Here is a 23,568-nt window from a genome sequence, read left to right on the forward strand (position 1 = left end):
TTAAGGTTGAACACAGTGCCGGCGACAACATCCGCTGGCCCGTTACAGAATTTGGAGAAATAACATGGCAAGTCTAGTCATTGAAAATGTAAAAAAACGCTACGGCGAAACCGAGATCCTAAAAGGGATCAATATCTCAATTGAACCTGGTGAATTCTTGATCTTGGTTGGGCCGTCTGGCTGTGGTAAATCCACGCTCATGAATTCTATTGCAGGCTTAGAAGACGTATCCGAAGGCCGGATTCTAATCGGCGATAAAGACGTCACTTTCTCAAGCCCAAAAGATCGTGATATTGCAATGGTATTCCAGTCTTACGCGCTGTATCCCAACATGACCGTCGCCGCAAACATCTCTTTCGGCCTAGAAATGCGCAAGGTTCCGAAAGAGGAACGCGAAGCGGAAGTACAACGTGTCGCTGACATGCTGCAAATCGGCCACTTGCTGAAGCGCAAGCCAGCACAACTCTCTGGTGGTCAGCGCCAACGTGTGGCGATGGGTCGCGCCCTAGCCCGTCGTCCAAAGATGTATCTATTCGACGAGCCACTGTCTAACCTGGATGCGAAACTACGCGTCGAGATGCGTACCGAAATCAAAAAGCTGCATCAGAAACTGGGCACGACCATCGTCTACGTCACCCACGATCAAATCGAAGCCATGACCCTTGCTGATCGCATCGCGGTGATGAAAGACGGCGAAGTACAACAACTCGGCACACCACAAGAAATCTACGACAACCCAACGAACTTATTTGTCGCGGGCTTCATGGGTTCTCCAGCAATGAACTTCGTCCCTGCGAAAGTGGTTGAGCAAAACGGCGCATACGCATTGGAACTGCAAGCAACTAAACCAACGGTGTTACCGTTCCCTGATCAAGAGAGCCTGAAATCCTACTTAGGTAAGGAAGTGCTGTTGGGACTGCGCCCAGAGATGATCACAGAGCCTCAGCCTCACAAAGAAGGCGCAAATTTTGTCGTCAAAGCAGACATCGATGTCGAAGTCACTGAGCCGATGGGCGCAGACACTATGGTACTGACTCGTATCTCTGGCGCCGAAGTAAACTGTCGCTCAAACCCAGCTTATCCAGCCAAAGCAGGTGAAACCATCCCAATGATGTTTGACACCTCAAAAGCGGTCGCCTTTGATCCAGCCAATGGCCAACGAATTGATGGTTAGTGTGTTTAGGTAAGGCTGATAAAAGTTTTAGCCGGCGTGAGCCGGCTTTTTTTTGCTTGTAAAACAACGTTATGAACAAGCTGCTTGAGAACCCATAAAATTTTTGCACAAAAGGTCAGGATTAACCTCGAACTTGTCATAATATTCAGTTACATTGATTTGTAAGTGGATAAAAAATCTACTACTTCATAATGGGTCAAGAAACCTTGGCTATTCGATATGAACATCACAGAAAGGACACAAGAATGAACGCAAAACGCTATTTTGCTCAATTTGCCTTATCGGGTGTGGTGATTGCCCTAACGGGCTGTTCTGTCATGAGCACAGATGAATCAGCACCGATGTGGGAAGACGGCAAGGAATACCACCTGACGATTCTGCACACTAATGACCACCATGGTCGCTTCTGGGAAAACCGCAACGGTGAGTACGGCATGGCGGCTCGCAAAACCCTAGTGGATAATATTCGCGAAGAAGTTGCCTTAGCCGATGGTAATACGTTGTTGCTATCAGGTGGTGATATCAACACAGGGGTTCCAGAATCCGATCTACAAGATGCAGAGCCAGATTTTCGCGGCATGAACATGTTGCAATACGATGCGATGGCACTGGGTAACCACGAATTTGATAACCCCGTCGAAGTGTTACGACAACAACATGAATGGGCGGGCTTCCCGTTCCTATCAGCGAACATCATTGATGACAGTACTGGCGAGCCGCTGTTTGACGCGTACAAAATCTTCCAAGTCGACGACCTTCGGGTTGCGGTGGTTGGCTTTACGACAGACGATACAGCTAAAATCGGTAATCCCGAGTACCTAACAGGCCTAACGATCAAATCGCCAATCGAAGTGGCCAAAGAGTTAATTCCTGAGCTACAAGAAAAATCGGATCTTATTGTTGCCGTGACACATATGGGGCACTACGACAATGGCAACTATGGTGGCAACGCACCGGGCGATGTCACGCTTGCGCGCACCGTTCCTGGGATCGATGTCATCGTTGGCGGTCACTCACAAAATCCGCTGTTCGAACCTGATGTACAAAGCGGCACACTGATTCTACAAGCACACGAATGGGGTAAATATGTTGGTCGCCTAGATATGACCATCGTAGATGGCGACATCGTAGCGTCTGACTACAAACTGATCCCGGTAAACTTGAAGAAGAAAGTTGAAAAAGATGACGGTACGAGCGAACGCGTCTACGTTGATAAAGAAATCGCCAAAGACCCGACTATGTTGGCCATGCTTCAGCCTTACCAAGAGCTAGGTCAGGAAAAGCTCAATGTGGAAATCGGTTATACCGATGGCAAGCTAGTCGGAGAGCGCTCTGTTGTGCGGTCAGAGGAAACCAACCTCGGTAACTTAATTGCGGCGGCCATGATGAAAAAAGTCGATGCCGATATCGCCATCATGAACTCCGGTGGTATCCGTGATGACATCCCTGCAGGGAAAATCACCTACAAATCTGTCCTGCAGGTACAACCATTTGGTAACGCTCTGTCATACGTGGACTTGTCAGCCGAAGATCTAAAAGACTACCTATCTGTCGCAGCGAGCAAGCAAGCGGGATCAGGTGCTTTTGCTCAGTTCCAAGGTGTGTCATTAGTTCTACAAGACGGCAAAGCGACCCAAATCAAAGTAGACGGTAAGCCATTAGACGATAGCCGCACTTACCGCATTGCGATCAACAGCTTCACTGCATCAGGTGGTGATGGTTACCCAAAAGTGACCGACCATCCAACCTACGTGAACTCTGGTTACGTCGATGCTGACGTATTAGTGCAATACATTCGTGATTACTCACCCATCGCCATATCTCAATACGCGCCAACGGGTGATGTGATGCGTTAAGCATTATTCACCCTGACCGACAAAACAACGCCCAATATGCGATGCATCTTGGGCATTTTTTTGATCTACGTTCGCCTTTTCAATTATTAGCATTTGCTAATGTAATAATTACACCTATACTCAGGTTATTTATTAGAGTCTTTAAAAGGGAGTCATCATGAAAGCGAATGTCGGCGGGTTAGACAAAGGACTACGAATAGGCGTTGGTGTGTTACTCATTGCACTGGCGCTCACAGGCGTCATCGGTGCTTGGGGCTACCTTGGCGTTATCCCATTAGCAACAGGCGTCTTTAACTTTTGCGGGTTATACACCTTGCTGGGGATTAATACCTGCAAGTTAAAAAAGTAATCACTTAAAAGATCACCTAAAAAAAGCGAGCATTGGCTCGCTTTCTAGGGTGTAACTCGACGATAGATCAATGTCCACTGGAGTGGCTTCGGTAGCTTCTCCGACTCCAATACGGCTGTATACGCCAACTCTTCTGAAGAGTTTAACTGCCATATATTTGTACGCTTGCCCCGCTCAGACACCAGCGTCGTCTCCACACGACCGCCCGTCTCACGCATTGTCGCCGTAATCGTACGATCATCATCGCCTTTGAGCGACATGGCACCGATTCGCGAAATCGTCACAGGTGCTTGGTCATCACATTGCCACGTAAAGTGTTTCGCATCGGATTGCATCTGCCATTGCTGGCAAACAACCGCTTCCTTCTCAAGCGCAGATCGAGCAAACCCGCGAATAAAGAAATTCATTTCCTTTACCACCGTATCGACCGCTTCATCTAAAGTGGCTTGCGTATTGCTGGGGCTTTGCAGCTGCCAATCGCCATCAATAGGCGTTTGACCATATACCGAAGCCGTTAGGCAAGTGGCCAATGCAATAACGAGTCTTTTTTTATTATTCATAGTCTTTCCTCCGCTAGAGCATCATGCCACATAGCAACCTAGAGAGAATGACCATAACCCATCATATCCAATAACAAAAAAGAGCAATCAACCACTCTGGCTGACTCTCGACACCCCATAAAAAAAGGCCCTCAATAGGGCCTTCCAAATCATTCGTAGCGGCGTTTACGCATCAAATAACACGTCGCGCTGCATCGCCATAATTTCGTTGATGCCTTTGCGGGCCACCTTTAACATGCCCATCATGTGCTCATCATCAAACGCTTCGCCTTCTGCGGTGCCTTGAATCTCGATGAAGCCACCTTTGTCATTCATGATCACATTCATATCGGTTTCAGCGCTAGAGTCTTCTGGGTAATCCAAATCCAGTACTGGCGTGCCCTTGTAAACACCCACTGAAATCGCACCAATCTGAGACACAATTGGATTTTGTTTGATCTTCTTATTCTCGACCAACGTCTTCACCGCGTCCGCCAGCGCAACAAAACCACCTGAAATAGACGCGGTACGTGTGCCGCCATCAGCTTGAATCACATCGCAATCGATGGTGATGGTGTATTCACCCAATTTCTTCAAATCAATCGCAGCACGTAACGAACGACCAATCAGACGTTGAATTTCAACCGTGCGGCCACCTTGCTTACCACGAGCGGCTTCTCGATCCATTCGACTGTGTGTAGAACGTGGCAACATGCCGTATTCAGCGGTGATCCAACCTTGACCTTTACCTTTCAAAAAACGCGGCACACCAGGTACCACCGTCGCGGTGCAAATCACTTTGGTATCGCCACACTCGACCAAGACGGACCCTTCAGCGTGCTTAGTAAAGTTACGAGTAAATTTCATCGGACGTAATTGATCGGCTGCTCTACCGCTAGGACGCATATATAAGACTCTCTGTTCATCGTTTCAAAGCCATGATTATAACGAACCACACATAAAATGCCTGCCCAACGACAGAAAAACACGCCCTAAACACCTGAATCTTGTCCTGCCTTAACACAATCAAATATTACTGGCCCTAACCTGACGCGATAAACCAAGTTGCGTTACACTAGCGGCATATTTTATTGAGCTACTAGGGATTTTTATGACTGCAAGCATGACCGCCTTTTCACGCCAAGAAGCTGTGTACGATTGGGGGACGATTAGCTGGGAAGTTCGCTCTGTTAACCAACGCTACCTTGAGCCACACTTTCGTCTACCTGAGCAATTCCGTGAATTGGAATTCAGCTTCCGCGATGTACTGCGCAAAAAGCTCAACCGCGGCAAAGTAGAATGCCAACTGCGCTTCTACGCCGAGGACACCGCTGCCAAAGGTCTTAAAATCAATGCCGACAATGCCCAAGCGCTCGCCAATGCCGTGAACGAGCTAGGCACCTGGTTTGGCAACCTTAACGCGCCGTCGCCACTAGACGTCCTCCAATGGCCTGGCATCCTAAGTGATGACAGCGTAGACGCCGATATGATGAAAAAAGCCGTAGTGGAGTTGTTTCACAAAGCCGTCGACGAAATGATCACCGTGCGTAACCGTGAAGGCGAGCAGCTCGACGCCATCATTATTGAACGACTGGATGCCATCGACGCCATCGTCGCTGATGTAAAAGAGAAACTGCCGACCATCATCGCCGCGCAGAAACAAAACCTGCTAGATAAGCTGGAAGCAGCCAAAGTCGAACTTGACCCGATGCGCGTCGAAGCGGAAATCGTCATGCTGGCACAAAAAGCCGACGTCGCCGAAGAAGTGGATCGTCTTGCCACCCACACCAAAGAAGTCCGCCGTCAGCTACAACAAAAAGGCCCCATCGGCCGCCGACTCGACTTCCTCATGCAAGAACTAAACCGCGAAGCCAACACCCTTTCGTCTAAATCCATCGTCGTGGAAACCACCCAAAGCGCCGTGGAATTGAAGGTGTTGATTGAACAGATGAGAGAGCAGATTCAAAACATCGAATAATTTCGATCAAGGGGTTGGTAGCAATGCTTTAGGTGCGGCTTGAACCTGCGCGTTCGCTTGCAAGGTAAAAGGTGATAAATTGCCAAACTGCTGCAAATAGCCGTCTGCATACTGAAAAAAAACGCCTTGCCGATTCTGCGCCAAGACCCCTACAGCAACCTGCTCACCTGAGCTTAACGTACGAGTTACCATGAGTTTTTGAATGGGTTTAAAACTCATCTTTTAGCACCTCATCAATACTCGTGGGTATAGCAGCGCGTTCTTTGCTCGGCTGTGTGAGCTGATAAAGCCTATCTAGCGAATCAAGGGTCTGCCAAAGCAACAGCAATTGGCGAAACGAAATTTGCCCGGTCAGCTCAAATTTCTTAATGGTGGCCGCAGGTACACAGCTTCGTTCAGCCAGTGCCGCTCGTGACAGCTTTGCTTGTTGGCGTAACTCTCGCAAATAAGCCGCATAGGCTTGGCTGACATCGGTATCATCAAGTAAGGTAAAATTCATCTGCAAAGACCAAATGGATACAGTATTGGAACTTTACTCGATAAAGCCTTTCAAAACTGCTATTTGTTACCTCTGACAGAAAAACAAAACCAACATTTTTATGCGCATAAAAGTGCTAAAGGGATTACCGAAATCGAATTTATTTTGGCAACCGATGAAGGCGATATCGTCCCTGTTGAAGTCAAAAGCGGTAAACGTACCCTCGCAAAATCATTCGCGTCTTACATTGATAAATGCGCACCAAACAAAACATTCAAACTCACTGATGCACAAGGCTCATCGGCGTTAGAGCAAACCAACATCGTGATGCCATTGTATTTCACCCAGTATTTACCGCAGAGATGGTAAAAGAGCGTTGCGAACCCTGTGTTCTAAACAAAGTGACTCTAAGCTTAATTTAACTCTGACTCGTTTTACTTACTAGCGCTCTAATTCTGGCTCTAAACCGACAGGATTAATGGGAATTTTAGGTGTCATATTTTACTTCTCTCCCAGTCCTTCGCTTTCAGATTCTTGGGCTCTTTCATCCTCTAAAGCACCAGCATGGTTTCATAAAGCAGCTGTTCAATGCTTTGTCGACTGTCCATCACAGCAATAAGTACAACCTTGTTTGCCTCTTCATCGACCCGATAGAACACTAAGTTATGCTGAGCGACCAGCATTTGGCGATAGTCCATAAAACCCAAAGCAGCTAACCGCTCACTAATCGGGGAGGAAAAGGGATGATGACTCAGTTCCAGAACCTGTTGCTTAATTAAGTTCCTTGCGTCACCAGCTACAACGGCTCCATGTTTGCGTGTTAAAAATGCTGATAGCTTTTTGAGTGTCTCTTTAAATACTGGCGAAGCAACAATTTGAAAAGACTCAGACATCAAAGGCCTCATCCAAAGACAGCTCACCCTTTTGATTCAAACTGCGCTCAGAAAGGTTAATCAGCTTAAGCAAAGCAATGGTTTCTTGCTGCTCATAGTAAGCCTGCGAGTCTTGTACAACATACACTTCTTTTCCGTTTTGAGTGACGTGCAAAGGATCATCTAAAGAGAGGTTATTGGCATTTGCTTTCAGGTAGGACACGGTTTGAATATTCATAAAAATCCCATTAGTCTAAATATGGACTAATTATAGACCGACAATTTACTTTAGCCTACCTCACGTTTTCTCTATCACTGGGAATCTAGAATGGACTCGCCTTAATATAGTTTAAAACTATAGTTTGTGACTAACAGATAGTTTATGTCGAATCCAACATTGCCAAAATGATCACTATTATAAGTCTTACAACTCAGCCTTGTACGCAGCGATTCAGTTACGCTTGCTGTTAAGGCGAAAAAATCGGCTTCGGCCGATTTTTTCTAATCTAAGGATAAATAAAATGAGAACAGCTTTTGAGAAAGCCAAATAGTGTCTTCTTCATAACGCGCTTCAATGCTCTATCAATCGACTCATCATTCATCCTTCAATCATATTAACGGTATATAAAACGGCTTCCCAGGTTAAAGTAATACAATAGATCCCAAGACTCACTCAACATCATAAGCTCTCACGTCGTTGTCATCTTGTGTCATGAGTTGCATCAGCTTGGGGTGAACAAAAAGCTTTTCCTTTCCTACTGACACTTCTTTTAAAACACCAATGTCTGTCAGTTTTTTAAGGTAGGTCGAGGCTGTTTGTCGCTTGGCGATGTGTTTTTCGACGAGATTACTAATACGGCAATAAGGTTGTTCGAATATGAGTTGAACGAGTTCATAGCTGTATATTTTTGGCAGTTGGTCACGGACATAGTCTGCAGTGATGTCGATCAACGCTTTAATGGCGGCGATTTTTTTACACGTCCAAAGGCAAGTCTGCTCTACACCTTGTAAGATAAAGAGCAACCAATCTTGCCAGTTTTGCTCACGCGTAACTTGGTTGAGGAGCCGATAGTAGTCTCGCTTGTTCTGCACGATATAACGACTTAAATATAAAATCGGTAAGCTGAGCAGTTTTTGTTCAATCAGAAACAGTACATTCAAAATCCGTCCAGTACGGCCATTGCCATCGTAAAAAGGATGGATCGCTTCGAACTGGTAGTGACTCACCGCCATTTTAATCAGAGGGTCAATGTCATCCTCGTCGTGTAAAAAACGCTCCCAATTGGCCAGTAAACCACGAATAACGTCTTCACCAACAGGTGGCGTATAAACAATCTCTCCCGTTGTTTGGTTGCCAATGACAGTCCCAGGGACTTTACGAATATCCATATCCGTATTTTTCAAGGTGCTGCACACTTCAACTGCTGTATTGCTGCATAACGGTCTGTGGGTCAGTTGTTTAAAACCTTGATTCAGTGCCGTTCGGTAGCGTAATGCTTCCTTTGTCGCGTGGTCAGCCCCTGTGTCTTCTTGTGCATATTGGAATAACTGGTCAGTCGTCGTGACAATGTTCTCTATTTCAGAGCTGTCTTTTGCCTCTAAGAGAGGTAGCAAATTGATCAACATCCCCTGATTCGGAAGTAATTCTCCCGCTTGTTTTAACTCTGCCAATGCGGCTCTCGCACTAATGCAGGCTTTAAGTACGACTCTTGTTTCTATCAAATCAATATTGGGAGGAAGTGGCGGCAACTGGTTATATGGCTGATCAGAACGAAAGCTCATGTTTAAATTCCCTCACAATTTCGACATATCTTCATTTGTTTTGTAGCTTATGTCGATACCATCGACATAACAAGACTTCATGTCGAAATTTTCTCATTTTTTCGACATGAAAATAAAAAATCCTGATGACATGTCTATTTTTTCGTATTTTTTATACATAACCCAACAAACATTAATCGATTTTTGTTTAGCAAGTTGTGCGCTGAGGCGGATGCCGAGCTGGTTTGTGATGCTTTGCCATCAAAGCGCAGGGCAATGAACGGTTTCTTTTCGATAAGCTATTGATATTTTGAGAATTTAGACCACTACTCCATGAGCAGGCCCTGAATCTTGAGTCATTATTCTCTTGGCTTGTTCATTTCCCAGCGCAGTGCTTGCACTTCGCTCTGTAGTTGTTGCATTTGATCAAATAGCTGTTGCTGGGTGGCTAAGTGGCGTTAAATAAGGCTTTGACCATTCAACCCCAAAAGCCTAAGGGATAAGTGGTGTGTTACAAAAATGAAGTGTGAGGCAAAGACTGAAAGCGAAACTATCATTTCACTTACTCATTAAACGTTAAACGCCGATTGTTTCATGGCTTGCTCGGCTCGGATGATCCCTAGCTGCTTAGCAACGGTTTGCCATTGCTTAACCGCATTTAATACTTCATCGTAAATTTGTGTGACTTGGGTATCATTTAGATTGAGAAACTTGGCGATCCATAAATGACATTTTATAAGCAGCCGAAAATAGACTCTCTCGAAATGAAAAAGCCCTGCTCATACATTCGTATCAGAAGGGCTTTCTACTCTCAGGCAGAGATTAGGCTTTTGCTTCTATATACTCCAACGCCGCTTGGAGGGCTTGTTTGCGGGAGGTGCAGTTGTTGCCTTCTGAGATGAGGTTCATCATTTGGAATTTATCGAGTTGCTCTTGAGTGCGTTCATTAGGGCAGAGTAAGAACACTTCGCAGTGGGCGTCGTTGGCGTCTTTGATGGCGTTTTCAAGCGCGAGTCCGACGGTGACGTCGATCATGGGGACGTCGCTCAGGTCGAGGATCATGACTTCATAGTCGGCGATGCGCGCATGTTGGCGTGAGATCGCTTTAGAGACGCTGAAGATCATTGGCCCAGATAGGTAGAAGAACAGCACTTTACCTTGGGCTTGGTCGAGCATGGCGCTTTCATCTGGGGTCAGCGGCACGTCGTTGTTGTCCGAGTCACTGATGGCTTTGACTTGGCGGGTTTGTTCGCGGCTTAGTTTTTCAATGATGATGATATTGGAGATGAAAACCCCCAAGCCCACCGCAGCGATGAGGTCGACAAAGACGGTCAGCAACATCACGCCGTACATCACTGCCATGCCGGATAAGCTGACTTTATGAGCGCGCTGCAAAAAGCTCCAGTCCAAGATGTTAAAGCCGACATACACCGCAATACCCGCCAAGACCGCCATCGGAATCGGTTCGGTTAAGCCGCCAGCGACCAATACTACAATCGCCAACACCAAGGCGCGCACGATGCCCGATACAGGAGAGCGCGCGCCGACTTGAATATTGGTCACGGTTCCCATGGTCGCACCCGCGCCCGGCAAAGCACCGAACAACCCAGAAATCATATTGGCTAACCCCTGCCCGCGCAGCTCTTTATCCGAGTCATGCTCTTTACGCGTCAAGGAATCGCCGATGACAGCGGTCAGCAAGGTATCAATGCACCCTAATGTGCCAAGCACCAAAGCATCTACAACCATTTTGGTAAACATCTCGGTATTAAAGTGCGGCAGCACCAAAGAAGGTAATCCCGACGGAATCTCACCGATACGACGAATGCTGTCGGTATCAAACAAGATGACGGAAAACAGCGTGACCGCGACCAGCGCCACCAATTGCGCAGGGACATACTTGCGGTACTGCTTTGGTAGAAAGAACAAGATAGACAAAGTCAAAATGCCGAGTAGCAACTCGCGCCATTGGATATTGGCCAAGGTATCGGGAAGTGCCGCTAAGGTGCCGCTGACTCCGCCCGCTGGCGCAGCCGAGCCTAACAGCGGAGACAATTGGAGAATAATCAAAATCACGCCGATCCCCGACATAAAGCCAGAGACCACACTGTAGGGCATTAAGGTGACGTACTTGCCGAGCTTCAACCACCCCAGCAACATCTGAAAAGCACCGGCCATCATCACCACGGTAAAGCCCATTGCCATCCCTGTCTCGGGGTAATCCGCCATCATACTGGTCAACACGGCCGTCATGATCACGGTCATCGGGCCTGTCGGCTCGGAAATCAGCGTGGACGAACCACCAAACAGTGCAGCAAATAAACCAACGAGAATGGCGCCCCAAAGCCCTGCTTCAGCTCCCGCGCCAGACGCGACACCAAACGCCAATGCCAACGGCAAAGAGATAATCGCAGTCGTTACACCGCCAAATACATCGCCCTTGAAATCAAACGTGGCAAAACGTCGAGAATCTAACAACAAACACCCCCAGTGGTAGCGACAGTACGTCTTTACAAAGATGACCAAAATTGTTGCAAAGATAGCATAAAACAGGGCCTGGCTGGCAGATCTTAAGGCGACCTAAATCGTCACCATTGATGCGTTACAAAATACTGCTGTAAATGATCAATCAAAGCGCGAACAGAGGGCGACAGATGCTTTCGAGATGAATACAGAACGTAAATCGACAAATCCTTTGGCTGCCATTCGGGCAATACACGCACCAAGCGACCTTGCTGAATGTACGGATTTGCTAAATACGCAGGTTGTACGGCGACGCCCATACCCTGTAACGCCGCATGCAGCAGGGTTGTGGTTTCATTTGCGCTGAAGCGACAAGTGATGTTGACCGCGGCGAACTCATCTAGGTTGGTTAAATGCCATACGTGCCGATCGAAATTCTTATAGCCTAGACATTCGTGATGTTCGAGGTCACTCGGGATCTGAATCTCGCCCAGCGTCGCCGCGACATTCTCCAAATAATGAGGCGCCGCAACCAAAACAGAATCACACACGGCAATGGGCTTTCCAATTAGAGAGGGATCTGGGGCAGCGGAAATGCGCACTGCCAAATCAATGCTTTTTTCAATGAGATCCGAGGCGCTGTCTTCTAGATCAATATCAATGGACACCTTGGGGTGTTGCTCCAGAAACGTTTTGATCGCTGGCAGCAAGCTCGAATAACCAAACGACACACTCGCGGCAACGCGAATAAGACCGCTTAATTCACCACGGGTGTTAGCCAAGTTGGTAATGTGCTCAGCTTGCTGTAACCAGCGTTCGATGTCTTGCAAACAGGCTTCGCCAGCACTAGTGAGAGAGACATTACGTGTCGTTCGATGCAGCAAGCGAACATTCAGCCAATCTTCCACCGCTTCCACATGTCGCGTCACCATCGGGCGTGACATGTTCAAACGCTCTGCGGTTTTGGTGAAGCTACGCGACATGGCGACGTCGACAAAGACTTTCGCTGCGGTTAGTTTATCCACCTGCCCTCTCATTTGAACGAAAAATGAAACAATGATGCTTAGTTTGAGATGTTTTTCTGATCTATTCAACCAATTAGTATCTTGTCATAAACTCAATGTTGGACATTAATCATGACGAAAATACATTACTTCTTTGACCCTATGTGTGGCTGGTGTTACGGCGCCTCATCATTGGTAAACATCTTATCCGAGCAACAGGACATCGAAGTGCTTTATCATCCGGGGGGCATGTTGCCCAAGCAGGCAATCGACCCTTCTTTTCAACAGCATATTTTGCGCGCAGACCAACACATTGCTGAGTTGACGCATGTTACCTTCAGTGATGATTACGTGAAGCGCATTGCCAGTAATGAAGACGTTATCTTGGATTCGTTTGTCACCACACAAGCATTCTATGCCGGCAAACAATTGGGTGTGGAAGGCGCGACCATGCTCGCCGCCATTCAATCTGCCCATTATGTTGATGCATTGCCTACTTATAAACCAGAAGTACTGGCACACATCGGTGCAACGCTGGGATTGGAGGCTTCGGCATGGCAAACAGCGTTTGCCGAGGCCGAAGCCTTAACGCACGAAAGCATTCAAGCCACACAACAGCTTATGCCGAGTATGCAGGTTCGAGGTTACCCTACGTTCATCATGGAAACAGAAAAGGGATTATATCGCTTACCTCACACGGACTATTACGGCAGACCCGATGCTTGGAAAGCCTATTTAGCGACATTGATGTAAGCCCACTTGCTCAAAAGGCCTCTTCTCCATCGGTTTAGGAGGTCTTTTTCCCATCTTGTTTACGAATATGCAGCAACTATGTTTTTACGACTTTTTTCGACGACAACGGTTGTAGCAGAACTAGGTTGCCCATAAGGATGTTTCATAACGAAGATAAAGCGAGGTAAGTTATGAACATTTTAATGGTACTGACATCTCATGACCAACTGGGTGATACAGGTGAAAAAACGGGCTTTTGGCTAGAAGAGTTCGCCTCTCCGTACTACGCCTTTTTGGATGCAGGAGCACATATTACGCTCGCCTCACCTGCTGGCGGCCAACCTCCATTGGATCCTAAAAGTGATTCAGAAGAGGCTCAAACAGACGCGACGAATCGCTTTAAAGACGATCCAGACGCGCAAAAATTACTCGCAAACACCCACAAACTGGCCAACATTAAAGCCGATGATTACGATGCTGTTTTCTACCCTGGCGGGCATGGACCATTATGGGATTTGGCGCACTCACAAGATTCGATCAACTTAATTGAAGCCTTCGACCGCTCCGGCAAACCCATCAGTTTTGTATGCCATGCGCCAGGCGTATTGCGCCATGTCAGCGCTGAAAATGGCGAGCCATTAGTAAAAGGCCGCGATGTCACAGGCTTTGCTAATTCAGAAGAAGAAGGTGTTGGCCTGACTGATATCGTGCCATTCCTATTGGAGGACGAATTCAAAAACTTGGGAGCACATTACAAAAAAGGTCCCGACTGGGAGACCTTTATTGTTGAAGATGGTCGACTGATCACAGGGCAAAACCCTGCCAGCTCGCAAGCCGTCGCAGAAGCCTTGATCAAGCGTTTGAGTTAGCCGCTTTCAAATTTGGGCGTCTCTAGCGGCAATCGTATAAAAACTTTGGTATGGTCAAGTAACTCACAAACCAGAGAGGTACACTATGAAATACCCATTACTCGCGATTGCATTGACGCTTTTTCTAAGTGGCTGTTCCAGCACATGGGAAGGCGTTAAAGACGATTCGTCTGACATTTGGAATGACACCAAAGAAACCATTAATGACGCAACCGACTAACCGATTGTGTGATTATGCTTCGCCGCCACGGGCTCAAGCATCTCGCTCTGCGCCCGTGGCAGTACCACTGCCCACACATAGAAAATACTCAGCTCACAACCTTATCTCGACCTGTATTCTTCGCTTGGTAAAGCTTCGCGTCGACCTCGTCAATCAGCGTATCTAACGTCTCATCTGCAACATGATCAAGATAGGTTACTCCGTAGCTCAGCGTCAAAATCACGTCTTGGGGATTCGGGTGCTCAATCAACGTTTGCCGTACACGATGTAAGCGCGTCATCACGTCTCGTTTCTGCATGTTTGTGGTGATCACAACAAACTCTTCCCCCCCATAACGGGCGACAATATCGTCACCTCTAAAGTGCTGTTTCAACGCTCGTGCAACGGATATCAACGCTTGATCGCCAACCGTATGACCTAATGAGTCGTTCACTTCTTTGAAGTGATCAATATCGCACAGCACCATACATAATGACTGGTCTAGCCGTTTGGCTTCAGTTAATGCACGCTCCGAGACAAGTTTAAAACCACGTCGGTTATACAAAGCCGTTAATTCATCCGTGGAGCTCTGTTCCTGCAAAACTTCATTTTCATCTTTTAGGTAGGAAGTACGCTGCGCGACCTTTTTCTCTAGGTTTTGCATGACGTCAGACAGGGTATCAGCCATGCCCTGTAGCCCCTGCCCAAGGCTGTAGATCTCACGCACACGGCTCAGCGGCTGTGGCAGTGTGCGAATCCGCTCTAGTGAGTTAGAGTTTACCGCATCGTTGAGCTGTAAAATGGGCTGTCCTATAAAACGTGCGATCAATGACCCCGCTAGCGCAATACTGATAAAGATTACCAGTATGATGAACAAGATGGCTGCAGAATACTCCATGAGCATGTTGCGGTAATAGGACTCGGGAATAAGCACCCCCATATACCACTCTTCTCCAAGTGGTAATTCAATGGGATGTAAGTGATATAAGTAGTTTTCGCCCTCGACCCTAAATTGATAAGCGCCCTCTGTGAGCTGCTGCCCAGCACGCTGTAGAACGGGATTTAAATGTTCACCCAACGACATCCGCTCGTTATAACCATCGGTTTTGTCATACAGCGTCTCTTGGCTTGATGTTGCGATAAGGTCGCCATTTTTTTCTGCTAAAAAGATATAAGAGTTGTCGACTAAATCAATCGACTGCAGATACTTATCCAGCGATATCAGCGCAACACTGGTCGCCGTCACGCCAAGTAGTGATCCTTGATCATCATAAATCGGGGCCGACAGACTGATGCCCAGTGAATTGTAACCGTAATAAGGGCTGATAGAGCTCCATGTCATACCTTGCTGGCGAACCGCCTCTCTATAGAACGGGCGCATTCTAGGGTCATACCCTTCATAGCTCGGTTCACCTTCCATTCTTGGGCCGACATACACAACGGGATCGTATTCATAAGCCTCTAGGCGACGTGACTCACTGGTGTAGTTATTAGCGATATGATGATCTTCTGGACCACCGAACGGGTCTCGAGTCGAATTGACATAACGGCCATCTGCCGTTGCCAGTGAAATAAAGGTCATAAATGGGTAAGGGATGGCTTGCTCATACAAGCGGCTGCTGACACGATCTAAATCGTCTAACCATTCTGGATGATGAGCGATGGCATCGCGGTTGATCTCGACGATCGTGCTAAGCGGTATCATAAATTCTTTAACGCGTCGGTGGACCCGAGACTCGGTCTCTTTTATGTAATGCAAACCAACATTGTCAGACACATTCGTAATTGTCACGGCTGACAGAACAAACACCGTGACACCGCCAAGCGTTGCTAATAGTGCAAAGGGGATCACGATTAACCCCCATAACGAAACCTGCCTCATAACACCCCACCTTGCCGATCTTATTTTGATATGAACCCAGCCGTACATCCGTTGTACAGGAACTGGGCGATAGCAATTAGTATTAATATCGGCCAAGAATCAGAGAACATAAGACTTAGGTGCGCGCAGCACTCGGCTACACCGTATTAATTGTTGGCTTCGATTGTTAACAGCCGATGAACAATCAAGCATTCAGCTGTCGATTTAACGCTGGCGTTCATAAACACTTATATTCACCGCCGTCGCGAGATTCAGCGACTCAATCAAACCGACACCTGGGATGGTAAACGCTTTCGCATTCAAGCTGTCCAAATACTCGCGTGGTACGCCGCGTGCTTCGTTGCCAAAAATATAGCAATCACACGCTTTGAATTCGGGCGCACTTAGCGACGCACCCTCCATATCTAAGCAACCAATTGCGTTGAAGCGCTCAGGTAGAGTGGTGATATCGACATCCAGCTCCATCGGCACATGGAACAAGGCACCCATGCTAGAACGAATCACCTTAGGATTGAACGGGTCCACGCTCCCTGCGCTGAGCAACAGACGAAAGCCGCCAAACCACGCCAGCGTACGCAGGATGGTTCCCAAATTACCTGGATCTTGGATCTCGTGCAGGTATATCGCCGTCAGTTGTTCATGATTGGTTGGTGCGATGGCATCCATTGGCACGACGGCCAAGATACCTTGAGGCGTTTTGGTGTCGGACATGCTCGCCATTTGCTTAGCACTGACCTCCACCTTTTCAAATGGCGAAGACCAATCAGCATAGTCTGAGGTGACATAGAGCGTTGCGGCCGCAAGCTTCGGGTTATGCTTCGCCGCATTTTCAAGCTCTAGTACCAAATGCTCGCCTTCCACTAAGCAACAACCAAACTCTTGGCGGTACTTTTTTTGATGGAGTTTTTTGATCTGATCGATTTTCATGCACTAGCCGCCCTGTTGGTTCAGCATATCAAGCGCCACCGCTTCGGCCACTTTGATGCCGTCAATCCCTGCTGACAAAATGCCGCCCGCATACCCTGCACCTTCACCCGCTGGATACAAACCCTGCGTATTCAGACTTTGATAGGTGGTATTGTCACGGGTAATTCGAATCGGTGAGGACGTACGCGTCTCAATGCCCGTTAAGATGGCATCGTCTCGATCAAAACCGCGAATTTTCTTACCAAACGCAGGCAAGGCTTCGCGTACTGCTTCAATAATAAAGTCAGGTAACGCATCCGCTAAATCGCACAACTGAATACCAGGTTTGTAAGATGGTTCCACCTCACCTAGCTTGGTCGACGCTTGGCCTTTGATGAAATCTCCCACCAATTGAGCTGGCGCTTTATAATCCGAACCACCGAGTTTATAGGCGACCTCTTCTAAGCGCTCTTGCAGCTCCACGCCCGCCAAAATGCCATCGGGGTAATCTTGCTCTGGGTTGATGCCGACCACAATGCCTGAGTTCGCATTACGCTCGTTACGCGAATACTGGCTCATGCCATTGGTCACGACGCGCCCTTCTTCAGACGTCGCCGCAACGACTGTCCCACCTGGACACATACAGAAGCTGTATACTGCTCGCCCATTCTTCGCATGATGGATCAACTTGTAATCCGCGGCGCCAAGCTCTGGATGACCGGCGTATTTGCCCAACCGAGCGCGGTCGATCAAAGACTGGGGGTGCTCAATTCGAAAACCGATGGCAAACGGTTTTGGCTCAATGAACACCTCATTTTTATGTAGCATACGGAAGGTATCTCGGGCACTGTGACCTAGCGCCAATACCACGTGCTGGCTGTGAAGTTCGCTGCCATCGGATAGCGCCACGCCAGTCACCTTTTGGTCTTCTAGCAATAAGTCGGTGACTTTGGCTTCAAAGCGAATGTCTCCGCCCAAGGCGATGATTTCTTCGCGCATTTTTGCAACAACGCCGGTCAATCGGAAGGTACCAATGTGTGGCTTGCTGACGAATAGAATCTCACTCGGAGCGCCTGCGCGAACGAACTCATGCATTACCTTGCGGCCATAGAATTTTGGGTCTTTGACTTGGCTGTATAGTTTGCCATCCGAGAACAGACCGGCACCGCCTTCGCCATATTGAACGTTGGATTCCGTATCAAGCTTGTGATTTCGCCACAATGCCCACGTGTCTTTGGTACGCTGGCGCACATTACGACCACGCTCCAAAACAATCGGCTTGAACCCCATTTGCGCTAAAGTGAGCGCTGCAAACAAGCCACACGGCCCAAAACCTACAACTATTGGCCGTTCCGTTAAGCCTTCTGGGGCTTTTGCGACTGGATGATAATCAATGTCTGGCGCAGCTTTAACATGTACATCGTCTTCAAAACGAGCCAAAACCGCGTCATTGTTGCTGGTATTAAGATGAATAATATAAACAAACGTAATCTCTGTATTTTTTTTGCGCGCGTCGTAGCTGCGTTTGAATACAAAGAAATCCAACAACGTCTCATCCACCAGCTTTAGGCGAGAAACAATAGCCTCGCGCAGTGCGGATTCTGGATGATCAAGGGGTAAGGAAAGCTCAGATAAACGAATCATGGAAAGGTCCCGGCCGGTGACTCCGGCAAAAGAAATATGAAGACGACATTATACGCTGGGCGGGACAACAAGTCAGGCGATACGCATCGGTGACCCAAACAATTTCGCGGATATTCGTGCTAATGGACGATAAAAGCTGCTATCGTCAGCATCGCTTAAAACTGACTTGTTGGACAACACATAAGGAGCGCCCCATGACACTGGCGATATGGCTTTCACTGTTTATGATTTGCTTGCTTGGTGCAATGTCACCTGGGCCAAGCCTTGTTACGGTGACTAAACATAGCTTAGCAGGGGGGAAAGCAAACGGCTTTGCTGCCGCGTGGGCGCACGCCTTCGGCATCGGTGTCTACGCACTGATTTCTATGCTGGGTCTTGCCGTGATTTTTCATCAATTACCTTGGCTCTTTTTGCTTATCAGTTACGCTGGAGCAGCGTATTTGGCGTATTTAGGTATTAACGCCCTGCGCTCCCAAGGGGGGATTGCGGCCAAGCTCGAAGCTGGTCGTACGGTAAGCATCTGGCAATCCGCGAAAGAAGGCTTATTGATTTCATTGCTGAGCCCTAAAATCGCGCTTTTTTTTGCCGCGTTATTCAGTCCGTTTGTCGCGGCGGTCAGCGCGTTTGAAGGGCAAATGCTAATCGTCGCAACCCCTTTCGTCGTAGATGGGCTGTGGTACACCTTCATTACCTTAATGCTCTCGAATTCCCATATTTTAGATAAGCTTCGCCGTCATGCTGTGGTGATCGACCGTCTCTCTGGGCTGGTTTTGATCGCTTTGGCCGTCAAGATTCTGATCTCAGCAGACACAATGATTGTCTAGACCTCGCTTGCTTTGCTGATTGCCTAGCGGCAGGTACAATAGCGGTTTCACCCATTACTATCGGTATATTCATGGCTCGCTCGAAAAGCAGTAATCGTTGGCTTGATGAACACGTCAACGATCCCTACGTCAAAAAAGCCCAAGCGGACGGCTATCGCTCCCGCGCCAGTTACAAACTGCTATCTCTCAATGATAAAGATAAGCTGATCAAGTCTGGAAACTTGGTGCTGGATCTAGGCTCTGCGCCAGGTGGGTGGTCACAAGTCGCCTCTAAGCTTGTGGGTGATAAAGGCAAGGTGATCGCATCGGACATCCTGCCGATGGATTCGATTGCGGGCGTTGAGTTTATCCAAGGTGACTTCACTGAACAGGAGGTCTTCGATCAGATCATGACGGCGGTCAATGGTGCACCGGTGGATGTGGTGATTTCTGATATGGCTCCAAACATGAGTGGGGTTTCCACTGTTGATCAGGCTTCGTCAATGTACTTGGTTGAGTTGGCGCTCGATATGGCCATTCAAACCCTCAAACCAAAAGGCTTCTTTGCGGTGAAAGTGTTCCAAGGGGAAGGCTATGAGGAGTTCGTTAAGCAAATGCGTCCGCATTTTGACAATGTAGTGGTCCGCAAACCTGATTCCTCACGCGCACGCTCCCGTGAAGTGTATTTGGTCGGTCGCGGTTTTAAAGGCTAATTTCATGCAACTCAAAACCTCGATTCGACTCAACAAATACATTAGCGAAAGTGGCCTTTGCTCACGACGTGAAGCCGATCGCTTTATCGAGCAAGGCAGTGTGTTTATTAATGGCAAACGGGCTGGCATCGGTGATCAAGTCACGCCCGGTGATTTAGTCAAAGTGAATGGTCAAACCATCGAGCCGATGGAAGCGGAAGATCTGATCTTCATCGCCGTTAACAAGCCCGTCGGTATCGTCAGTACGACAGAGTCCAGCGAACCCAACAACATTGTCCGCTTTGTGAAGCACGGTGCTCGCATCTTCCCGATTGGTCGTCTAGACAAAGACTCTCAAGGTCTGATCTTTATGACCAACAACGGCGACTTAGTGAATAAAATTCTACGCGCGTCGAACAATCACGAGAAAGAATACCTCGTAACGGTCAATAAGCCGATCACGGATGCCTTTATTGATGGCATGAGTAACGGCGTACCGATCTTGGGTCAGATGACCAAGAAATGTAAGGTGAAGAAAGAATCGACTTTTGTCTTTAACATTACGTTAGTGCAAGGTTTGAACCGTCAAATTCGCCGCATGGCGGAGCATTTTGGCTACGAAGTGGTTCAGCTTGAGCGTATTCGTATTATGAACGTCTCTCTCAAAGGCTTAGCCTTGGGGGACTGGCGCGATTTGACGCAAAAAGAAATTAATACCATTGCCGAGCTGACCAAAGACTCCGACGGCAACGCAGCGCCCAAGGCAAGCAATCCACGAAAACCGAAAAAGAAGCCTCACCAAGGTAGTTCAGGCGCACGCGGCGGTCAGAGTCGCAACGATTCACGCTCTGGAAAGCCCAGTAACAACAGCAAAAGTGGTCGCCCTGCCAACGGCAAACCTACTGCGAGTGGCAAAGGGAAAAGCGCGCCAAATGGTCGTGGTGGTGCAAACAGTGCTGGCAAAGGTAAACCTAGCAACAGCGGTAAAGGTGGTAAGTCGACAATCGGAACAGGTGGTCGTGGCAAGCCTTCATCCTCTGGCAAAGGGGGTGCGCCAGCGAATAAGGGCAAGTCACGCAACCGCCCGCGCTAACCTAATAAAAAACTACCCAGCTATCGGTAGATAGACATCGGTTAGCAGCTCATGCTCTGGCACTTCGGGATACAAGTTCATGTAATGAAAGAAAATCGGCGCGTCGTTCGGTTCTTCATCGTGCTGTGGTAGCCATTGCTGGTATAAGTAATACACCGTATCGCCGATTGCATCTCTAGAACCTACGTGTCGAGCAACGGCATAGCGGCCACCACGAATGGTTTTATTCACGATGCCAAACGCATTGTCCTCCGGTATCGGGGCATCAACCTCTCCCGCGACGTCAAAGCGAAACTCTTCTGCTGGCACACTTTTCGGATCGTGGTAAACGATGCCAAATGAACGACTTTGGGTAATCGGGGATAGCCCTGTTGTTTTACGCCAAGTAATAAACTTCGCTACCGTTTCCATAACGCGAGTTGGGGAACCATGATGCTCAATGACCGCTACAGGAATCTCTTCAATACGCTTGACCACGACATCCATTGTTATCTCCTTTCTGAACTCAATATGATGATGTTGTTGATGCCAACTGTCCCAATCTGGGTGAAGGCGAAATTTAGAAGGAGACTGCAAATAGCGTTTTTTAAACGCCCTATTAAATGATTCAGGGTGCTCAAAGCCAGCTTGTAATGCGATGTCTAATATCGTCAGTTGCGAATTAAATACCAACTGATAGGCTGCTCTCTTGAGACGAATTTGCTGAATGTATTGATATACACTGATCCCCATCATCGCTGAGAATTGACGATGGAAATGGTATTTCGAGAAATGGGCTACATCGCATAGCGTTTCTACATTTAGCACGTCGTCCAAATGGTGATCAATATACTCACAAACCTTTGCTAATCGCTCCACAATACGAGCATGGCTCGTGTTCTGACTCATCGCCGTCTCCTATCTATGGGCCGCAGTATGGCATGCTGCTGCGCCTCAGTGCCTAGCCGAAATTGCGCACATCATTGCCTTCCTCTCTTTGTTATATGGCTATAACAGACTGATTTGTTCGCTATGACGGTGATACACTACAGCGCGCCCCTTAATGGGAGAACGTCTTTGTTGGTCGAGATTACTCATGCTGTATCGTGTTCGTCACCGAAAGTGGTTGTTACTGGCTTTTATTTTACTCTTATCATTGAGTCTTCGCGGGCCCGTGGTTGGCATCGCGCCCTTACTAGAATCCATTGAGCACGATCTGTCTCTGACTAGCTTTGCGTCGGGCTTACTCACCACATTACCGATCCTAAGCTTTGCTCTATTTGCGCCCGTTGCAACGCGACTTGGCCGCCGATTCGGCATCGAATCCGCATTGCTCGTAGGAACCTTGCTCATTTTAGCGGGCATGATATTACGCTCGCTAGGAGTTTTGCCGACTCTATACTCTGGCGTATTTCTCATCGGTGCCGGGATTGCGATCGGCAACGTGTTATTGCCTATTTTATTAAAGCGAGACTTTTCGAATCACATCATTCAGCTAACCGCTGTGTATGTCTTGATGATGAATATTGGTGGCGCGCTCATCACGGGAACGGCCGTCCCTCTGACCTTAGTGTCAGAGCAATGGATTGGCAATCTATGGCCAAGCTGGTCTTTTGCGCTCGCCTGCCAGACACTTCTACTGATACTCCCATTAGTACTCTGGTTTGCTCTAACAAAGCCCAATCAAACGCCACAACCGACCGCAGCAGACCTCATCAAAGCCTCCGTTTGGCGCTCACCTGTTGCTTGGCTCATCACCTTCTTTATTGCAGTGAATTCCGTCACCAACTATATCGTGAACACTTGGCTACCCACGATATTAATCGACCACGGTTTCAGTGCGGTCACGGCTGGTTTGTATCACAGCTATATTCAATTAGCGGGCATGATCCCTGCTCTTACTTTGCCCTTCATACAGCGATTTGTACCGACCAAACGTCAGCTGTGCTGTATCGCGACATTTAGCACGCTTCTGAGCTTGGTGGGTTTCACGGTTATGATCGAATTCGCTGTGATCTGGTCTTTTATTTACGGCTTTGGCGTCACGCTCGGGTTTGTCGTGGGTATCTCGCTTATTAGCTTACGAACAAACAGCGTCAGAGAAGCCGCGGCCTTATCGGGTATGGCACAATTTGTTGGTTACCTTTTGGCAGCAATTGGCCCGATGGCCATTGGCGGCTTACATGATTGGTTAGACGAATGGCAAACAGCGCTCTATTGCTTGATCGCGCTCGGTATAATCTGGATTTTTCTAGGTTGGTTCGCAAGCTCAGAGGACACTTAGTATTGCTGTAT

Annotated in this window: 23 protein-coding genes and 2 pseudogenes; 12 read left to right on the top strand and 13 right to left on the bottom strand. The window is 47.9% G+C overall.

Features of this window, described 5'->3' with window-relative positions:
• Positions 1-64: 64 nt before the first annotated feature.
• The 3 genes from DN730_RS04245 to DN730_RS04255 all read left to right on the top strand — a co-directional run bounded on the left by DN730_RS04245 (position 65) and on the right by DN730_RS04255 (position 3,379).
• Positions 65-1,174 carry an ABC transporter ATP-binding protein gene (locus DN730_RS04245; RefSeq protein WP_115466874.1) on the top strand — a complete coding sequence of 370 codons (1,110 nt, stop codon included), beginning with the start codon at positions 65-67 and terminating at the stop codon, positions 1,172-1,174.
• Between the two features lie 245 nt (positions 1,175-1,419).
• Positions 1,420-3,030, top strand: a complete 1,611-nt coding sequence (gene ushA / locus DN730_RS04250) for a bifunctional UDP-sugar hydrolase/5'-nucleotidase UshA (RefSeq protein WP_115466875.1) — start codon at positions 1,420-1,422, stop codon at positions 3,028-3,030.
• A 157-nt stretch (positions 3,031-3,187) separates the two neighbouring features.
• Positions 3,188-3,379 (top strand): YgaP family membrane protein, encoded by a 192-nt coding sequence (locus tag DN730_RS04255; protein WP_115466876.1) that lies wholly within the window; start codon positions 3,188-3,190, stop codon positions 3,377-3,379.
• A gap of 44 nt (positions 3,380-3,423) precedes the next feature.
• Here DN730_RS04255 and DN730_RS04260 read toward each other — a convergent pair whose 3' ends face one another.
• The gene (locus DN730_RS04260; protein ID WP_115466877.1) at positions 3,424-3,939 is read right to left on the bottom strand and encodes a hypothetical protein; all 516 of its coding nucleotides are present in this window, start codon (positions 3,937-3,939) and stop codon (positions 3,424-3,426) included.
• Between the two features lie 165 nt (positions 3,940-4,104).
• Positions 4,105-4,824, bottom strand: coding sequence for a ribonuclease PH (rph, locus tag DN730_RS04265; protein ID WP_115466878.1), 720 nt, complete (start codon positions 4,822-4,824; stop codon positions 4,105-4,107).
• Between the two features lie 205 nt (positions 4,825-5,029).
• On the opposite strand from rph, the gene DN730_RS04270 reads away from it, so the two are divergent.
• A complete protein-coding gene (locus tag DN730_RS04270) occupies positions 5,030-5,896 on the top strand; it encodes a YicC/YloC family endoribonuclease (protein ID WP_115466879.1) in 867 nt (288 codons plus the stop codon).
• A gap of 24 nt (positions 5,897-5,920) precedes the next feature.
• Here DN730_RS04270 and DN730_RS04275 read toward each other — a convergent pair.
• Positions 5,921-6,115: pseudogene (locus tag DN730_RS04275) on the bottom strand (type II toxin-antitoxin system HipA family toxin); the annotation flags it as partial.
• Entirely contained in the window at positions 6,105-6,395 is a 291-nt protein-coding gene (locus DN730_RS04280) for a helix-turn-helix domain-containing protein (protein WP_115466880.1), read from the bottom strand. The gene DN730_RS04280 and the pseudogene DN730_RS04275, both read right to left, overlap by 11 nt.
• A 129-nt stretch (positions 6,396-6,524) precedes the next feature.
• Between DN730_RS04280 and DN730_RS04285 the strand changes: the two are divergent.
• A pseudogene (locus DN730_RS04285) lies at positions 6,525-6,743 on the top strand (AAA family ATPase); the annotation flags it as partial.
• Positions 6,744-6,925: 182 nt separating this feature from the next.
• Here the strand turns inward: DN730_RS04285 and DN730_RS04290 are convergent.
• The 5 genes from DN730_RS04290 to DN730_RS04320 all read right to left on the bottom strand — a co-directional run bounded on the left by DN730_RS04290 (position 6,926) and on the right by DN730_RS04320 (position 12,495).
• Entirely contained in the window at positions 6,926-7,267 is a 342-nt protein-coding gene (locus DN730_RS04290; RefSeq protein WP_158541175.1) for a type II toxin-antitoxin system RelE/ParE family toxin, read from the bottom strand.
• On the bottom strand, positions 7,260-7,484 hold the full coding sequence (locus DN730_RS04295; RefSeq protein ID WP_067221141.1) for a type II toxin-antitoxin system Phd/YefM family antitoxin: 225 nt from the start codon (positions 7,482-7,484) through the stop codon (positions 7,260-7,262). Before DN730_RS04295 ends, DN730_RS04290 begins: the two co-directional genes overlap by 8 nt.
• A 431-nt stretch (positions 7,485-7,915) precedes the next feature.
• Positions 7,916-9,028, bottom strand: a complete 1,113-nt coding sequence (gene fic, locus DN730_RS04300) for a protein adenylyltransferase Fic (protein WP_115466882.1) — start codon at positions 9,026-9,028, stop codon at positions 7,916-7,918.
• An 801-nt stretch (positions 9,029-9,829) separates the two neighbouring features.
• Positions 9,830-11,485: a SulP family inorganic anion transporter gene (locus tag DN730_RS04315; RefSeq protein WP_115466883.1), complete on the bottom strand. Its 1,656-nt coding sequence runs from the start codon at positions 11,483-11,485 to the stop codon at positions 9,830-9,832.
• 110 nt (positions 11,486-11,595) lie between these two features.
• On the bottom strand, positions 11,596-12,495 hold the full coding sequence (locus DN730_RS04320; RefSeq protein WP_115466884.1) for a LysR family transcriptional regulator: 900 nt from the start codon (positions 12,493-12,495) through the stop codon (positions 11,596-11,598).
• A 111-nt stretch (positions 12,496-12,606) separates the two neighbouring features.
• Here DN730_RS04320 and DN730_RS04325 point away from each other — a divergent pair, with 111 nt between their 5' ends.
• The 3 genes from DN730_RS04325 (at position 12,607) to DN730_RS19330 (ending at position 14,295) form a co-directional block, all read left to right on the top strand.
• A complete protein-coding gene (locus DN730_RS04325) occupies positions 12,607-13,227 on the top strand; it encodes a DsbA family protein (protein ID WP_115466885.1) in 621 nt (206 codons plus the stop codon).
• A 170-nt stretch (positions 13,228-13,397) separates the two neighbouring features.
• On the top strand, positions 13,398-14,075 hold the full coding sequence (locus DN730_RS04330) for a type 1 glutamine amidotransferase domain-containing protein (protein WP_115466886.1): 678 nt from the start codon (positions 13,398-13,400) through the stop codon (positions 14,073-14,075).
• Positions 14,076-14,160: 85 nt separating this feature from the next.
• The gene (locus DN730_RS19330) at positions 14,161-14,295 is read left to right on the top strand and encodes an entericidin EcnAB (RefSeq protein ID WP_115466887.1); all 135 of its coding nucleotides are present in this window, start codon (positions 14,161-14,163) and stop codon (positions 14,293-14,295) included.
• An 88-nt stretch (positions 14,296-14,383) separates the two neighbouring features.
• Here DN730_RS19330 and DN730_RS04340 read toward each other — a convergent pair whose 3' ends face one another.
• The 3 genes from DN730_RS04340 to DN730_RS04350 all read right to left on the bottom strand — a co-directional run bounded on the left by DN730_RS04340 (position 14,384) and on the right by DN730_RS04350 (position 18,706).
• The gene (locus DN730_RS04340) at positions 14,384-16,156 is read right to left on the bottom strand and encodes a sensor domain-containing diguanylate cyclase (RefSeq protein WP_115466888.1); all 1,773 of its coding nucleotides are present in this window, start codon (positions 16,154-16,156) and stop codon (positions 14,384-14,386) included.
• Between the two features lie 204 nt (positions 16,157-16,360).
• A complete protein-coding gene (locus DN730_RS04345; RefSeq protein ID WP_115466889.1) occupies positions 16,361-17,083 on the bottom strand; it encodes a TrmH family RNA methyltransferase in 723 nt (240 codons plus the stop codon).
• Between the two features lie 3 nt (positions 17,084-17,086).
• Positions 17,087-18,706: an NAD(P)/FAD-dependent oxidoreductase gene (locus DN730_RS04350; protein WP_115466890.1), complete on the bottom strand. Its 1,620-nt coding sequence runs from the start codon at positions 18,704-18,706 to the stop codon at positions 17,087-17,089.
• Between the two features lie 194 nt (positions 18,707-18,900).
• Here DN730_RS04350 and DN730_RS04355 point away from each other — a divergent pair, with 194 nt between their 5' ends.
• The 3 genes from DN730_RS04355 (at position 18,901) to rluF (ending at position 21,294) form a co-directional block, all read left to right on the top strand.
• On the top strand, positions 18,901-19,530 hold the full coding sequence (locus DN730_RS04355) for a LysE family translocator (protein ID WP_115466891.1): 630 nt from the start codon (positions 18,901-18,903) through the stop codon (positions 19,528-19,530).
• 71 nt (positions 19,531-19,601) lie between these two features.
• Entirely contained in the window at positions 19,602-20,222 is a 621-nt protein-coding gene (gene rlmE / locus DN730_RS04360; RefSeq protein WP_115466892.1) for a 23S rRNA (uridine(2552)-2'-O)-methyltransferase RlmE, read from the top strand.
• 4 nt (positions 20,223-20,226) lie between these two features.
• The gene (gene rluF, locus DN730_RS04365; RefSeq protein WP_115466893.1) at positions 20,227-21,294 is read left to right on the top strand and encodes a 23S rRNA pseudouridine(2604) synthase RluF; all 1,068 of its coding nucleotides are present in this window, start codon (positions 20,227-20,229) and stop codon (positions 21,292-21,294) included.
• Positions 21,295-21,306: 12 nt separating this feature from the next.
• Here the strand turns inward: rluF and DN730_RS04370 are convergent, their stop codons facing one another.
• The gene (locus tag DN730_RS04370; RefSeq protein ID WP_115466894.1) at positions 21,307-22,182 is read right to left on the bottom strand and encodes an AraC family transcriptional regulator; all 876 of its coding nucleotides are present in this window, start codon (positions 22,180-22,182) and stop codon (positions 21,307-21,309) included.
• A gap of 187 nt (positions 22,183-22,369) precedes the next feature.
• Between DN730_RS04370 and DN730_RS04375 the strand changes: the two genes are divergently transcribed.
• Positions 22,370-23,557 (top strand): MFS transporter, encoded by a 1,188-nt coding sequence (locus DN730_RS04375; protein ID WP_115466895.1) that lies wholly within the window; start codon positions 22,370-22,372, stop codon positions 23,555-23,557.
• The last annotated feature ends 11 nt before the right edge of the window (positions 23,558-23,568 follow it).

Origin of the sequence: Marinomonas piezotolerans, from assembly GCF_003362755.1 — a bacterium.
GTDB lineage: Bacteria > Pseudomonadota > Gammaproteobacteria > Pseudomonadales > Marinomonadaceae > Marinomonas > Marinomonas piezotolerans.

Coding starts and splice junctions, on each gene's coding strand:
- DN730_RS04245 (WP_115466874.1), top strand. CDS start 65: ATGGCAAGTCTAGTCATTGAAAATGTAAAAAAACGCTACGGCGAAACC.
- ushA (WP_115466875.1), top strand. CDS start 1,420: ATGAACGCAAAACGCTATTTTGCTCAATTTGCCTTATCGGGTGTGGTG.
- DN730_RS04255 (WP_115466876.1), top strand. CDS start 3,188: ATGAAAGCGAATGTCGGCGGGTTAGACAAAGGACTACGAATAGGCGTT.
- DN730_RS04260 (WP_115466877.1), bottom strand. CDS start 3,939: ATGAATAATAAAAAAAGACTCGTTATTGCATTGGCCACTTGCCTAACG.
- rph (WP_115466878.1), bottom strand. CDS start 4,824: ATGCGTCCTAGCGGTAGAGCAGCCGATCAATTACGTCCGATGAAATTT.
- DN730_RS04270 (WP_115466879.1), top strand. CDS start 5,030: ATGACTGCAAGCATGACCGCCTTTTCACGCCAAGAAGCTGTGTACGAT.
- DN730_RS04280 (WP_115466880.1), bottom strand. CDS start 6,395: ATGAATTTTACCTTACTTGATGATACCGATGTCAGCCAAGCCTATGCG.
- DN730_RS04290 (WP_158541175.1), bottom strand. CDS start 7,267: ATGTCTGAGTCTTTTCAAATTGTTGCTTCGCCAGTATTTAAAGAGACA.
- DN730_RS04295 (WP_067221141.1), bottom strand. CDS start 7,484: ATGAATATTCAAACCGTGTCCTACCTGAAAGCAAATGCCAATAACCTC.
- fic (WP_115466882.1), bottom strand. CDS start 9,028: ATGAGCTTTCGTTCTGATCAGCCATATAACCAGTTGCCGCCACTTCCT.
- DN730_RS04325 (WP_115466885.1), top strand. CDS start 12,607: ATGACGAAAATACATTACTTCTTTGACCCTATGTGTGGCTGGTGTTAC.
- DN730_RS04330 (WP_115466886.1), top strand. CDS start 13,398: ATGAACATTTTAATGGTACTGACATCTCATGACCAACTGGGTGATACA.
- DN730_RS19330 (WP_115466887.1), top strand. CDS start 14,161: ATGAAATACCCATTACTCGCGATTGCATTGACGCTTTTTCTAAGTGGC.
- DN730_RS04340 (WP_115466888.1), bottom strand. CDS start 16,156: ATGAGGCAGGTTTCGTTATGGGGGTTAATCGTGATCCCCTTTGCACTA.
- DN730_RS04345 (WP_115466889.1), bottom strand. CDS start 17,083: ATGAAAATCGATCAGATCAAAAAACTCCATCAAAAAAAGTACCGCCAA.
- DN730_RS04350 (WP_115466890.1), bottom strand. CDS start 18,706: ATGATTCGTTTATCTGAGCTTTCCTTACCCCTTGATCATCCAGAATCC.
- DN730_RS04355 (WP_115466891.1), top strand. CDS start 18,901: ATGACACTGGCGATATGGCTTTCACTGTTTATGATTTGCTTGCTTGGT.
- rlmE (WP_115466892.1), top strand. CDS start 19,602: ATGGCTCGCTCGAAAAGCAGTAATCGTTGGCTTGATGAACACGTCAAC.
- rluF (WP_115466893.1), top strand. CDS start 20,227: ATGCAACTCAAAACCTCGATTCGACTCAACAAATACATTAGCGAAAGT.
- DN730_RS04370 (WP_115466894.1), bottom strand. CDS start 22,182: ATGAGTCAGAACACGAGCCATGCTCGTATTGTGGAGCGATTAGCAAAG.
- DN730_RS04375 (WP_115466895.1), top strand. CDS start 22,370: ATGCTGTATCGTGTTCGTCACCGAAAGTGGTTGTTACTGGCTTTTATT.